Source organism: Kitasatospora setae KM-6054, assembly GCF_000269985.1.
GTDB lineage: Bacteria > Actinomycetota > Actinomycetes > Streptomycetales > Streptomycetaceae > Kitasatospora > Kitasatospora setae.
The window spans coordinates 2,091,035-2,104,532 of the sequence record NC_016109.1 but is presented as its reverse complement, the minus strand read 5'-3'; the positions used below and the strand labels follow the sequence as shown (position 1 = coordinate 2,104,532).

Here is a 13,498-nt window from a genome sequence, read left to right as displayed (position 1 = left end):
GTTCACCTTCCCGGCGCGCACCGGCGCCCGGGCGGCCGGCGCGCCTCGCTCCCTTCCAGCCTCCGTCCGGGGGCGGTCGGGCGTCAACCGGCCGCCGTCAGCGGGAGAAGCGCAGCTCGGGCCCGTCGACGGGCCCGGCGCCGAGCAGTCGGACGTCCTCGCGGTGGCCGGCCGGGGCGCGCCACGGGCCGCGGTCGCCCTGCCGGGGGAGCCGGTCGGCGGCCCGGCGCAGGTAGCCGGCCGCGGAGTCGAGCAGCGGACGCACCGGCATCGCCGGGTCGGCGGGTTCGGGGCGGCAGGACCGGTGGCCGTGCCGGTCCATGTGTGCCAGCAGCCGGCCGAAGTGGGCGCACAGCAGGTCGATCTTGAGCGTCCAGGAGGAGTTGGTGTAGCCCAGCGCGTACACGAAGTTGGGCACGCCGGAGAGCATCACGCCCTTGTAGGCGACGGTCTCGGCGGGCCGCACCGGCCGGCCGTCGACGGTCAGCTCCAGGCCGCCGAAGGCCCGGACGTCCAGGCCGGTCGCGGTGACCACGACGTCCGCCGCGAGCTCCCGGCCGGAGGCGAGCCGGACGCCCGCCTCGGTGAAGTGCTCGATCCGGTCGGTGACCACCGACGCCCGGCCGCTGCGGATCGCGGTGAACAGCTCGCCGTCGGGGGTCGCGCACAGCCGCTGGTCCCACGGGTCGTACGGCGGCCGGAAGTGCTCGTCCACGGGGTAACCGGGCGGCAGCAGGCGGGCGTTGGCCCGGCGGATGATCCGGCGGGCCAACGCCGGGTGGCGCCGGCAGAACGCCCAGGAGGCGCGCTGCCGCAGCAGGTTCCGGCGCCGGGCCAGCGCGTGGCCGCGGCGCTCGCCGAACAGCCGCTTCAGCGCGACGGCGACCGCGTCCCGGCGCGGCACCGGCATCACGTACGTCGGGGTGCGCTGCAGCATCGTCACGTGCCGGGCGGTGGCGGCCAGCGCCGGGACGAGCGTCACCGCGGTCGCGCCGCTGCCCACCACCAGGACGCGCCGGCCGGCGTGGTCGAGCCCGGCGGGCCAGTGCTGCGGGTGGACGACCGGGCCGGCGAACCGCTCCAGGCCGGGCAGCGCCGGGGCGTGGCCGCGGTCGTACCGGAAGTACCCGGCCGCGCAGAACAGCCAGCCGCAGGTCAGCGTGGTGCGCTCGCCGGTGCCGGTGTGCTCGACCACGACCGTCCAGCGCGCCGCCCCGCTCGACCAGGACGCGCCCACCACCCGCCGCCGGTAGCGGATGTGCCGCTCCAGGCCGTACTCGCGGACGGTCTCCCGCAGGTAGGCCAGGATCTGCGGGCCGTCGGCGATCGACTCCTCGCGGCGCCACGGCTTGAACGCGTACCCGAAGGTGTACAGGTCGGAGTCGGAGCGGACGCCCGGGTAGCGGAACAGGTCCCACGTCCCGCCGCAGTCCTCCCGGGCCTCCAGGATCGCGAAGCTCCGCCGCTCGGCCGCGACCGCGAGGTGCCGGCCCGCCCCGATCCCGGAGATCCCGGCCCCGACCACCAGCACGTCCAGGTGCTCGACCCGGCCGCGGGCCCACGGCCCCTCGACGGCGGCGACGGGTGCGGGACGGGCGGCAGGCACGGGGCGGCTCCCAGCGGGACGGGGACGGCGGACGGACCCTCCCATGATCGCCAACGGACCCGGCCGCCGCCCAGACCGGAAGCGGACAACACCGGGCCCGCCCGGCTGTCGGCCCCCGACCAGCCGGGCGGGCCCGGGCGGACGCGCTCAGGGAACGCGGAAGCCGCGGAACACCACGTCGGCCCGCCGGACGAAGCCCAGCCGCTCGTACAGCGCGAGCGCGCCGGTGTTGGCGGCGGCGACGTGCAGGAACGGGCGCTCGCCGCGGGCGCCGATCCGGGCCGCGAGCTCGCCGACCAGGTGCGCGGCCAGGCCGCGGCCGCGTGCCTCCGGAGCGGTGCAGACCGCCGACACCTCGGTGAAGCCCGGCGGGCGCAGGCGCTCGCCGGCCATCGCCAGCAGCGCGCCGCCGCCGTCCCCGTCATCGCCGTCGCCGTCGCCGTCGCGGACGCCCAGGTAGGTGCCGAGCTCACGGGTGCGCGGCCGGAACGGGCCGGGCCGGGTGCGCTCCACCAGCGCCAGCATCTCGGGCACGTCGGCGGCGCCCAGCTCGACCACCCGCAGCCCGGCGGGCAGCGCCGGACGCACCTCCCGGACCCGGACCAACTGGTGCCCGGCCAGCACGAATTCGGGCCCCCAGTCGGCCGGCGGCAGCGCCGGACAGCTGAACAGGTCGGCGAACTCGCCCGCGCCCAGCAGCCCGGCCAGGTCGTCCCAGGCGCCGGCCCCGGGCCGGACGCCGACGCTGCTGAAGCCCGCCACCTCCGGGTCGTAGCGCACCGCCCGCCCGCGCCGCCGCGCCAGGTGCGCGTGCGCCCCGGCCAGCGAGGCGCCCACCGGGTCGTCGAGGACGGCGGTGTCCAGCCCGCCGGGGCTATTGGAGTCGGTGTCGAGGTCGAGATCGCGCATGGGTCGCTGTCCTCCCGGTCGGATCGGTCACCCCATGGTCCCGCACCGGCCGGGGCCGCCACCCGTCTTTCCGGGCCCGTCGCAGGTGGGGGCGGTGGCCGGGTCCGGGCTCTTGTTACCGGCGAGTCACGTCCTTATCATCGCCACTGTGACAGCGTCGCTGTCAAACCCGGGAGGCGGTCGCCGATGACCCACGCAACACCCCCCGCCGGCCCCCTCGCGGGCGTGCGGGTGCTGGAGCTCGCGGGCATCGGGCCCGGGCCGTTCGCCACCATGCTGCTCGCCGACCTCGGGGCGGACGTGGTGCGGGTCGACCGCCCCGGCGGGCAGGGACTAGGGCCGGAGCCGGCCCGGGACCTGACCAACCGGAACAAGCGGTCCGTGCTGCTCGACCTGAAGACGGACGCGGGCGCGGCCGCCGTGCGCGACCTGGCGGCCCGGGCCGACCTGCTGGTCGAGGGCTGGCGCCCGGGCGTCGCCGAGCGGCTCGGCGTCGGCCCGGCGGACTGCCTGGCCCGCAACCCCGCGCTGGTCTACGGCCGGATGACCGGCTGGGGGCAGGACGGCCCGCTCGCCCCGCGCGCCGGGCACGACGTCACCTACCTGGCCACCTCCGGCCTGCTCGGACTGATCGGCCCGGCCGACGGGCCGCCGGCGATCCCGGCCAACCTGCTCGGCGACTACGCGGGCGGCTCGCTCTACCTGGTGGTCGGCCTGCTCGCCGCCCTGCACCACGCCCGCGCCACCGGCACCGGCCAGGTGGTCGACGCCGCGATCGTGGACGGCGCCGCCCACCTGTCCACCATGCTGTGGGCCCTCATGGACGCCGGACTCTGGCACGACCGCCGGGGCGTCAACCTGCTGGACGGCGGCGCCCCCTGGTACGGCACCTACCCGACCTCGGACGGCGGCTGGATGGCCGTCGGCCCGCTGGAGCCGCACTTCTACGCCGAGTTCGCCCGCCTGCTGGAACTCGGCCCGGACGCCCCCGACCAGTACGACCTGCCGCGCTGGCCCGAACTGCGCGCCGCCATCGCCGCCCGGTTCGCCACCCGCACCCGGGCCGAGTGGACGGAGCTGTTCGCCGGCCACGACGCCTGCGTGGCCCCGGTGCTGGCGCTCCGCGAGGCCGCCGAACACCCGCACCTGGCCGCCCGCGGCAGCTACACCGAGCACGGCGGCACCCCGCAGCCCGCCCCCGCCCCGCGCTTCTCCGCCACCCCCGCCGCGCTGCGCACCCCGCCCGCCGTCCCCGGCGCGCACACCGCCGAGGTGGCCCGCGACTGGGCCGTCCCCGCCCTGGAGGCCCTGGCCGCCCTGGACGCGCTGAAGGCCCTGGAGGCCCCGGCCGCCCTGGATGCCCCGGCCGCCGCCAACCCCCTTGCCCCGCAAGACTCCTGAAGGGACCAGCCCGTGCAGCGCGAGCTCTACGCCGAGGAGCACGAGGACTTCCGCGCCACCGTCCGGGCCTTCCTGGCCCGGGAGGTCACCCCGCACCACGCCCGCTGGGAGCGGCAGGGCATCGTCGACCGGTCGGCCTGGCTGGCCGCCGGGAAGGCCGGGCTGCTCGGCCTGGCCGTGGACGAGCGCCACGGCGGCGGGGGCAGCCCCGACTTCCGGTTCGCCGCCGTGCTGGCCGAGGAGTTCGTCCGGGCCGGGGCCAGCGGCCTGGCCGTCGGCCTGCACAACGACATCGTCGGCCCGTACCTGACCGGCCTGGCCACCGAGGAGCAGCGGGAGCGCTGGCTGCCCGGCTTCTGCTCCGGCGAGCTGATCACCGCGATCGCGATGACCGAGCCCGACACCGGCTCCGACCTGCAGGCGATCCGGACCACGGCGGTCGACGCGGGCGACCACTACCTGCTGAACGGCGCCAAGACCTTCATCTCCAACGGCATCCTGGCCGATCTGGTCGTGGTGGTCGCGAGGACCACCGCCGAGGGCGGCGCGCACGGCCTGAGCCTGCTGGCGGTCGAGCGCGGCGCGCCGGGCTTCGAGCGCGGCCGCAACTTCGACAAGATCGGCCAACACGCCCAGGACACCGCCGAGTTGTTCTTCCACGACGTGCGGGTCCCGAAGACCGACCTGCTCGGCGAGGAGAACCAGGGCTTCCTCTACCTGATGCGCAACCTCGCCCAGGAGCGGCTGGCCATCGCGGTCGCCGCGATCGCCGCCGCCGAGGCCGTCCTCGACGAGACCATCGGGTACGTCAAGCGGCGCACCGCGTTCGGCCGGCCGCTGGCCCGGCTGCAGCACGTCCGGTTCGAGATCGCCGAACTCGCCACCGAGTGCGCCGTCACCCGGGCCTTCGTGGACCGCTGCGTGCGCGAGCACAACCGGTACGCGCTCACCCCGGTGGACGCCTCGATGGCCAAGTGGTGGGCCACCGAACTGCAGAAGCGCGCCGCCGACCGCTGCCTGCAGCTGCACGGCGGATCCGGCTACCTGCGGGACAGCGCGGTCGCCCGGGCGTTCACCGACGGGCGCGTCCAGACCATCTACGGCGGCACCACCGAGATCATGAAAGAGATCGTCGGCCGCTCCCTGCTCTCCTGAACCCTCCCCGCCTGAGAGGCAGCCACACCGTGACCACCGAAGCGTACGTCTACGACGCGATCCGCACCCCGCGCGGACGCGGCAAGCAGACCGGGTCCCTGCACGGCACCAAGCCGATCGACCTGGTGGTCGGCCTGATCCACGAACTGCGCCGCCGGTTCCCGACCCTGGACCCGGCCGCGATCGACGACGTCGTGCTCGGCGTGGTCAGCCCGATCGGCGACCAGGGCTCCGACATCGCCCGGGTCGCGGCGATCGCCGCCGGGCTGCCCGACACGGTGGCCGGGGTGCAGGAGAACCGCTTCTGCGCGTCCGGCCTGGAGGCCGTCAACCTGGCGGCGGCGAAGGTCCGTTCGGGCTGGGAGGAGCTGATCCTGGCGGGCGGCGTCGAGTCGATGTCCCGGGTCCGGATGGGCTCCGACGGCGGCGCCTGGTTCGCCGACCCGATGACCGCGTACGAGACCGGCTTCATCCCGCAGGGCGTCGGCGCCGACCTGATCGCCACCATCGAGGGCCTGACCCGCACCGACGTGGACGCGTTCGCCGCCGAGTCGCAGGCCCGCGCCGCGAAGGCGCAGGCGGACGGCCTGTTCGACCGCTCGGTGGTGCCGGTGCGCGACCGCAACGGGCTGGTGGTGCTGGGCCGCGACGAGTTCATCCGCCCCGGCACCACGGTCGAGTCGCTGGCCGGCCTGAAGCCGTCCTTCGCCGACATCGGCGAACTCGGCGGCTTCGACGCCGTCGCGCTGCAGAAGTACCACTGGGTGGAGTCCATCGACCACGTCCACCACGCGGGCAACTCCTCCGGCATCGTGGACGGCGCCGCGCTGGTCGCGATCGGCTCGCGCGCGATCGGCGAGCGCTACGGCCTCACCCCGCGGGCCCGGATCGTCTCCGCCGCGGTCTCCGGCTCCGAGCCGACCATCATGCTCACCGGCCCCGCCCCCGCCACCCGCAAGGCGCTCGCCAAGGCCGGGCTGGACGCCGCCGACATCGACCTGGTCGAGATCAACGAGGCGTTCGCCGCCGTCGCGCTCCGCTTCATCCGCGAACTCGGCTTCCGGCCCGACCAGGTCAACGTCAACGGCGGCGCGATCGCGCTCGGCCACCCGCTCGGCGCGACCGGCGCGATGCTGATCGGCACCCTGATCGACGAACTGGAGCGCCGCGACCTGCGCTACGGCCTGGCCACCCTGTGCGTCGGCGGCGGCATGGGCATCGCCACCGTCATCGAGCGCGTCACCGCCTGAGCCACCCGCCCGCCCGCGCACCCGCCCGCGCACGTACTCGCGTACTCACGTACTCACCCAAGGACTTCGACGACATGACCGACGTGAGCAGCCCCATCCGCTGGGAGCAGGACCAGGACGGCGTGGTCACCCTCGTCCTCGACGACCCGGCCCAGTCCGCCAACACCATGAACGCCGCGTTCACCGACGCGCTGGAGGGAGTCGTCGAACGGCTCGCCGCCACGCCCGAGTTGACCGGCGTCATCGTCACCTCGGCGAAGAAGACCTTCTTCGCCGGCGGCGACCTCAAGCTCCTCGCCGCCGCCCGACCCGCCGACGCCGAACGGGTGTTCACCGACTCGATGCGGATCAAGCGGGCGCTGCGCCGGCTGGAGACGCTCGGCCGGCCGGTGGTCGCCGCGATCAACGGCGCGGCGCTCGGCGGCGGCCTGGAACTCGCGCTGGCCTGCCACCACCGGATCGCGCTGGACGCCCCCGGCAGCCGGATCGGCCTGCCCGAGGTCACCCTCGGCCTGCTGCCCGGCGGCGGCGGCGTCGTCCGCACGGTCCGGATGCTCGGCATCACCGACGCCCTGCTCAAGGTGCTCCTGCAAGGGCAGCAGTACCGTCCGGCGCAGGCCCTGGAGCACGGCCTGGTGCACGAAATCGCCGCCACCGCCGAGGAGATGGACGCCAAGGCGCGCGCCTTCGTCGCCGCGAACCCGACCGCCACCCAGCCCTGGGACGCCAAGGGGTACCGGATCCCCGGCGGCACGCCCAGCACCCCCGCGCTGGCCGCCAACCTGCCCGCCTTCCCCGCCAACCTGCGCAAGCAGCTGAACGGCGCGCCCTACCCGGCGCCGCGCAACATCCTGGCGGCGGCCGTGGAGAGCAGCCAGGTCGACGTGGACACCGCGTTCGCGATCGAGGCCCGCTACTTCACCGAACTGGCCTGCGGCGCCACCGCGAAGAACATGATCCAGGCGTTCTTCTTCGACATGCAGGCCGTCAACTCCGGTGCCTCCCGCCCGGGTTCGGTCGCCCCCCGGCAGGCCGCGAAGGTCGCGGTGCTGGGCGCGGGCATGATGGGCGCGGGCATCGCGTACGCCTGCGCCAAGGCCGGCCTCGACGTCCTGCTGAAGGACGTCACCCCGGAGGCCGCCGCCCGCGGAAAGGCGTACAGCGCGGGCCTGTTGGACAAGCAGGTGGCGCGCGGCCGGCTGACCGCCGAGCAGCGGGCCGCCTTCCTCGACCGGATCACCCCCACCGCCGAGGCCGCCGACCTGGCCGGCTGCGACACCGTCATCGAGGCGGTCTTCGAGAACCCCGAGCTCAAGCACAAGGTGTTCCAGGAGGTCCAGCACGTCGTCGCGCCCGACGCGCTGCTCTGCTCCAACACCTCCACCCTGCCGATCGGCCTGCTCGCCGAAGGCGTCGACCGGGCCGCCGACTTCGTCGGCCTGCACTTCTTCTCGCCGGTCGACAAGATGGCGCTGGTCGAGATCGTCCGCGGCCCGCGCACCGGCGACGAGGCGCTGGCCCGGGCCTTCGACCTGGTCCGGCAGATCGGCAAGACCCCGATCGTGGTCAACGACTCCCGCGGCTTCTTCACCTCCCGGGTGATCGGCCGGTTCCTCGACGAGGGCGTCGCGATGATCGGCGAGGGCCTCGACCCGTCCTCCGTCGAACAGGCCGCCGCCCAGGCCGGCTACCCCGCCAAGGTCCTCGCGCTGCTGGACGAGCTCACCCTCACCCTGCCGCGCCGGATCCGCGACGAGGCCCGCCGCGCCGTCGAGGAGGCCGGCGGCAGCTGGACCCCGCACCCCGGCGAGGCCGTCCTGGACCGGATGCTCGACGAGTTCGACCGCCCCGGCCGCAGCGGCGGCGCCGGCTTCTACGACTACGCCGACGGCCGCCGCACCCGGCTCTGGCCCGGCCTGCGCGAGCACTTCGCCCGCCCGGGCGCGCGGATCCCGTTCGAGGACATGAAGGAGCGGCTGCTGTTCGGCGAGGCGATCGACGCGATCCGCTGCCTCGACGAGGGCGTCCTCACCTCGGTCGCCGACGCCAACATCGGCTCCGTCCTCGGCATCGGCTTCCCCGCCTGGACCGGCGGCGTCCTCCAGTACGTCAACGGCTACCCCGGCGGCCCGGCCGGCTTCACCGCCCGCGCCCGGGAACTCGCCGCCGCCTACGGCGAGCGCTTCGCCCCGCCCGCCTCGCTGGTCGCCCTCGCCGAGGGCGGCGGCCGCTACTGACCGCCCGGCCGGCCCGCCCCCTCGTCCCGGGGGCGGGCCAGCTCCTCCGCCAGCGAGCGCTGGAACGCGGTCACCAGCGCCTGCACCACCATCGGCTGGATCCGGTCGGTCAGCTCCCGCATCCGCTCCAGCTCGGCCGGCTCCGGCCCGCTCTCCCGGTACGGGCGCCACACCGTGTCGCGGAACAGCCGGTGCAGGTCGTGCGCGGTCGCCCGGCTGTGCAGCCGCACCACCGCCCGGGCCGCCAGCAGCGTCTCCAGCGGGATCGGCACGTCCAGCACCCGCACCCCCAGCGGCAGCAGCCCCGGGTCGACCTTGAACACGTCCGGCTCCCCGGTGCGGTGCAGCGCGCCCATCGCCGCCAGCGAGTCCAGGTCGGCGTCCGACAGCGCCCGCCCGGCCCGCTGCTCGACCTGCTCCCGGCTCGCCTCCTCCGCCGACTCCGGCGTCCAGGAGGCCACCAGCGCCCGGTGGATCGCCAGGTCCAACGCGCCGACGTCCTGCGGCAGTTGCGCCAGGTACCGCTCGATCGCGGCCAGCGTCAGCCCCTGCCGCCGCAACTCCTCGATCAGCTCCAGCCGTCCCAGGTGCTCACCCCCGTACCACCCGACCCGCCGCGCCCCCAGCACCGGCGGCGGCAGCAGCCCCTTCGCCCCGTAGAACCGCAGCGTCCGCACCGTCACCCCGGCCCGCCCGGCCAGCTCCTCCACCGTCCACCGCGGCCCGTCCACCGCACCCCGCCCCTCGCCGCCACTGTGACACCGGAAGTGTCGCACCCGCCTCCGCCGCCGCACCAGGACCGGACGGTCAGCAGCTCGGCGCGGTCGAGTCGGTGATCCGGTACTGCTCGCGCTTCACCTGCACCGTCTCGCCCGTCCGGACGTCCCACAGCGCGGCCCAGTCCCCGGCGGCCGGGAACACCAGGTACGGGTGCTCCGGCACCAGGGCGGCGCCGTCCCAGCCCCCGTCGCTCACCGGGCGCAGACAGACCCGGCGCGGTGCGATGCCGAAGTACGGGGAGGGCTGGAGGCCGTTCCGCGCCCGCTGCTTGGCGGAGTCGGCGGCGTGTGCGGCGGGGGTGATGATCTGCGCCTGGTAGAGGGTGAGGGCCCCCGCGAAGCCGACGAACAGCAGCGCGGCAGCGACCGACAGCCCGCCGAACGTCTGGAAGGCGTGCATGTGCCGGGCGTAGCCGAGCAGGGAGACGGCGATCAGCGGGCCGCCCATCACCAGCAGCGCCCTGGCGTCGGCGGCCACCTGCCAGATCGCCGGGATCTGCGTGTCCTCGCGGTTCAGGCCGAAACCGTCGAGGTAGAGGGCGTGCATCGAGAAACCGAACCCGGGCAGCACGACCAGCACGAGCGGGAGCAGCGCGGGGATCAGCCAGGCGGCGGTGGCCTGCCAGGTCAGGCCGCGCAGGAGCAGGCGCAGCCCGTTGCCGAGGAACACGACGCAGGCCGTCATCAGTGCGGCGGGCCAGGCCTTGGGAGCGGAGGAGCCGATCAGGGCCGTGACCGCCGCCAGGGCCAGCGCGACGGCGGCGCCGACGGCACAGGCCGTGGACGTGCGGTGCGGCGGACCGGCCGCCCAGTGCGGGGAGTGGACGACCACGGCCCCGCACAGGACCCCGCCCAGGGCGACGGCCGACAGCCCCGCGGCCCAGGCCACGGCGCCGGAGGCCAGGCTGCCGAGCCCCAGACCGGTCAGCAGCAGCGCGATCAGGACCGAGGAGACCGCGATGGTCGCGGTCCGGGTCGACATCGGGAAGGCCCCGGTGTGGCCGCCGCGGTTCAACTCGGCCCCTACCGGATGCGGTTCGCCGTCAGCCGGGGGCGGCGCGGCACCGGGCAGGGGCCGGACCGCTTCCGCTTCCGCCCTGTCCCGAATGTCGGGGCCCGGCGGTAGGAACAGTTCGCGGCCGGTGTCGAACAGCCGGGTGCGTGCCATCAGCGGGCGCAGCCGAGGGGGCCCGGGGACCGGGCGCCGGGTGAGGTACCGGCCGCGCGGCGGTTCCTGCCGGACGAGTGGTTCCTGGAGCCGGAGGTCCACCTCCGCGGGACTCTGCCGGGCCAGTTCGTTCAGGACCAGGCGGGCGTGCAGAGCGGCCCCCACCCGCCAGCCTCCGACACCGGCCTCCACCAGCCAGCGGGCCTGCCGTGGCTCGTTCTCCTCCAGCACGGTCACCACCCAGCCGTGGCCCTCCAGCTTCGCCGCGAGGGCGGCCCGGCCGCCGGCCGTACCGGTGGCCTCCAGCTCCAGGTAGAACCAGTGGTCGAACGCCGCCATGCGCGCTCCTCTCGGTCGGGGAGCAGGAACCTACCCGACCGGTCCGACAGCGAACGGCACCGGTCAGCCCTGCGGGAGCAGTTCCGCGTGGTGGCGCCGGGTGACCGCCGGATGCGCGCGGGCGTATCCCTTCAGCTCGTTGAAACCGAAGTCGGCGTGCAGGGGGTTCGAAGGGTCCCGGGTGATGCCGGGGGCGTGCCGGGCGTGCGGGAAGTCGAGCGGCGCGATGTGGGCGTCCAGCCGGGGGTTGTAGAAGAACGGGACGGAGAAGCGCTCGCGGGCGCCGGGCGGCGAGACCACCCGGTGCGAGGTGGCCTTCAGGTAGCCGTCGGTGGCGACCTCCAGGAGCTCGCCGAGGTTGACGACGAAGGCGCCCTCCAACGGCGGGACGTCCAGGAAGGTGCCGTCGGGACGCTCGACCTGGAGGCCGCCCACGCTGTCCTGGAGGAGCAGGGTGACGAAGCCGTAGTCCTTGTGGGTGCCGACGCCCTGCGGCGGGCCGGCCGGGGCGCTGCCCGGGTAGCGGACCAGCTTGAGGTGCAGGTGCGGGTGCGGGCTGAACGCGTCGTCGTAGAAGTCGGGGCGGGCGCCGATCGAGGCGAGCAGCTCGTGCAGCAGGCGGCGGGCGACGCCGTCCAGCCGGTCGATCCAGTGCAGGGCGGCGGCGCGCAGCTCGGGGAGGGCCGCAGGCCACTGGTTGGGGCCCTCCAGCCACCAGTACGCGGGCTCGTCCGGGGCCGGGACGTGCGGCGGCAGCTCGGGGCCGATGTCCAGCTGGTCGCGCCAGTCCCGGCGGCCGGCGGTGTGCTCGTCGCCGGTACGGGTGTAGCCGCGGAAGTGCGGGGAGTTCAGGTTGCTGATCGCGAGCCGGTCGGCCTCCGGCAGGGCGAAGAACGCCCGCATCGCGGAGGTCAGCGCGGCCGTCTCGGCCGGGGTCACGCCGTGGCCGGTCAGCTGGAAGAAGCCGACGCCGGTCGCCGCCGCGCGCAACCCGTCGTGCAGGCGGGCCCGGTCGGCCGGGGTGCCGTCGGCGAGCGAGAGGTCGATCACGGGGAGGGCGGTGGGGTGCTGCTGCGTCATGGGGGTGCGTCCGCGGTGGTGAAGCCCCCCGGCGGGGCGGCGGGTCGCGCCGCGGCGGCCGGGGGAGACGGGAGCCCGCGCGCCCGGGGCGGGGCGTGGGGCCGGAGGGAGGGGGATGAGGTCAGCCGGAGCGTCGACAGGACATGCTCGTGACGCGGAGCAGGTCCACGTGGCGACGGCTGACGAGTAGGAGCACCCCACCCAGGCTACAACCCCCGGCGCGGAAGCTCCCGGCGCGGAAGCCCCGGCCGGGAAAGCCCCCGGCCCCGGGTCGGTGGCGGCCAGTAGGCGTCAGTGGCCGTCAGTAGCCCGTGGTGCCGTCGGCCCGCTCGCGGAGCAGGTCCGCGTGCCCGTTGTGGCGGGCGTACTCGGCGAGCAGGTGCACCAGGATCCGGCGCAGCGAGACCGGCTGCCCGGTGGCCTTGTGGATGCCGGTGGCGTCCAGCGAGGGGGCGGCGGCGACGATCCGGCGGGAGGTCGCCACCTGGGCCCGCCAGGTGGCGAGGGCCTGCTCGAAATCGCCGTCGAGGCGCTCGAAGTCCTGGTCCGGGTCGTCGTCCGAGTAGTACAGCAGCGGCACCGACTCGTCCCCGGCGAACTGGATCTGCAGCCACCACTGCTCGACCCCGGTCAGGTGCCGGAGCAGCCCGTGCAGCGACAACCCCGACGGCGGCACCAGCAGCTCCGACAGCCGCTCGACCGGGACGCCCGCGCACTTCAGGGCGAACGTCTCGCGGTGGAACTCGAGGTACGCGAGCAGCACTTCCCGCTCGTCGCCGACCAACGGCGGATCGGTGCGCCCCTCGGCACCGGCCCAGGCGGGCGAGAAGTTCTGCGGCGAGGTGGTGGGTTCTTCACTCATCCGCCCAGCCTGCCAGCCCCCACCGACAGCAGCCCCCACCGACAGCAGCCCGGCCGGACGCGTCCCGCCGGCCGGTCGGCGACTGGCGGGCCGGGGAGGGGGACGCGGACGACCGGGGTGCGGGGGCCGGGCCGTCCGTGCCGCTGAGAGCTGCGCCACCGGCAGTCGCGCCGCCGCCACCGCGGCTCAGTGCGACTCGGCGCGGCTCAGCGCGCGCCGGTACACCTGGCGGGAGCCGCCCTCCGGGCCCGGTGCGGCGGCCTCGGCGGGGGAGAAGCCCAGGCGCTCGTAGAACACCCGGGCGCCGCTGGCCACCGCGCCGGGGTGGTCCGCGCCGAAGGTCACCACCTCGACCGTCCGGACGCCGTCCGGGCAGCGGGCCAGCGCCTCGGCGACCAGCGCCCGGCCGACGCCCCGACCTCGGGCGGCGGCGTCCACCACCAGCCAGTGCAGGTGGCACACCGGCGGGCGTCGGCCGACCAGCAGACCGCCCAGCAGTGGTCCGTCCACCGCCGCTCCGGTCGCCACCAGGGCGCTGCCGCAGGCGAGTTGCTCCTCAAGGGCGGCGTGGAAGCCCGGCTCGCCGACCATCGGCCCGAACCACTGCTCGACCTGCCCGGCCAACCGCACCAGCTCGGCGGCGTCCCCCGGCCGACCGGCGCGCACCCGTACCTCCGCCATGCCCACTCCGCTCCGTCCCGTCCCGCCCTGT

11 protein-coding genes are annotated in these 13,498 nt (G+C 75.5%); 4 read left to right on the top strand and 7 right to left on the bottom strand.

Translation table 11 applies throughout. The features are described from left to right. Positions 1 to 97: 97 nt before the first annotated feature. Both KSE_RS09300 and KSE_RS09295 read right to left on the bottom strand, forming a co-directional pair. The gene (locus tag KSE_RS09300; RefSeq protein ID WP_014135036.1) at positions 98 to 1,606 is read right to left on the bottom strand and encodes a flavin-containing monooxygenase; all 1,509 of its coding nucleotides are present in this window, start codon (positions 1,604 to 1,606) and stop codon (positions 98 to 100) included. A gap of 147 nt (positions 1,607 to 1,753) precedes the next feature. Next, positions 1,754 to 2,515: a GNAT family N-acetyltransferase gene (locus KSE_RS09295; protein ID WP_014135035.1), complete on the bottom strand. Its 762-nt coding sequence runs from the start codon at positions 2,513 to 2,515 to the stop codon at positions 1,754 to 1,756. A gap of 186 nt (positions 2,516 to 2,701) precedes the next feature. Here KSE_RS09295 and KSE_RS09290 point away from each other — a divergent pair, with 186 nt between their 5' ends. From KSE_RS09290 to KSE_RS09275, 4 genes are all read left to right on the top strand, one after another. Beyond that, positions 2,702 to 3,916: a CaiB/BaiF CoA transferase family protein gene (locus KSE_RS09290; RefSeq protein WP_014135034.1), complete on the top strand. Its 1,215-nt coding sequence runs from the start codon at positions 2,702 to 2,704 to the stop codon at positions 3,914 to 3,916. Between the two features lie 12 nt (positions 3,917 to 3,928). Continuing rightward, positions 3,929 to 5,071 (top strand): acyl-CoA dehydrogenase family protein, encoded by a 1,143-nt coding sequence (locus KSE_RS09285; RefSeq protein ID WP_014135033.1) that lies wholly within the window; start codon positions 3,929 to 3,931, stop codon positions 5,069 to 5,071. Between the two features lie 29 nt (positions 5,072 to 5,100). Further along, complete coding sequence (locus tag KSE_RS09280) at positions 5,101 to 6,321, top strand: acetyl-CoA C-acetyltransferase (protein WP_014135032.1); 1,221 nt, start codon at positions 5,101 to 5,103, stop codon at positions 6,319 to 6,321. A gap of 74 nt (positions 6,322 to 6,395) precedes the next feature. Further along, positions 6,396 to 8,558 carry a 3-hydroxyacyl-CoA dehydrogenase NAD-binding domain-containing protein gene (locus KSE_RS09275; RefSeq protein ID WP_014135031.1) on the top strand — a complete coding sequence of 721 codons (2,163 nt, stop codon included), beginning with the start codon at positions 6,396 to 6,398 and terminating at the stop codon, positions 8,556 to 8,558. Here the strand turns inward: KSE_RS09275 and KSE_RS09270 are convergent. From KSE_RS09270 to KSE_RS09250, 5 genes are all read right to left on the bottom strand, one after another. Continuing rightward, the gene (locus KSE_RS09270) at positions 8,552 to 9,289 is read right to left on the bottom strand and encodes a MerR family transcriptional regulator (RefSeq protein WP_014135030.1); all 738 of its coding nucleotides are present in this window, start codon (positions 9,287 to 9,289) and stop codon (positions 8,552 to 8,554) included. The two genes, KSE_RS09275 and KSE_RS09270, sit on opposite strands and share 7 nt — an antisense overlap. A gap of 76 nt (positions 9,290 to 9,365) precedes the next feature. Continuing rightward, the gene (locus KSE_RS09265) at positions 9,366 to 10,844 is read right to left on the bottom strand and encodes a hypothetical protein (protein ID WP_014135029.1); all 1,479 of its coding nucleotides are present in this window, start codon (positions 10,842 to 10,844) and stop codon (positions 9,366 to 9,368) included. Positions 10,845 to 10,907: 63 nt separating this feature from the next. Beyond that, entirely contained in the window at positions 10,908 to 11,924 is a 1,017-nt protein-coding gene (locus tag KSE_RS09260) for an isopenicillin N synthase family dioxygenase (protein ID WP_014135028.1), read from the bottom strand. A gap of 301 nt (positions 11,925 to 12,225) precedes the next feature. Continuing rightward, positions 12,226 to 12,786: a DinB family protein gene (locus tag KSE_RS09255; RefSeq protein ID WP_014135027.1), complete on the bottom strand. Its 561-nt coding sequence runs from the start codon at positions 12,784 to 12,786 to the stop codon at positions 12,226 to 12,228. Between the two features lie 186 nt (positions 12,787 to 12,972). Next, the gene (locus tag KSE_RS09250; protein ID WP_014135026.1) at positions 12,973 to 13,467 is read right to left on the bottom strand and encodes a GNAT family N-acetyltransferase; all 495 of its coding nucleotides are present in this window, start codon (positions 13,465 to 13,467) and stop codon (positions 12,973 to 12,975) included. Between the last annotated feature and the right edge of the window lie 31 nt (positions 13,468 to 13,498).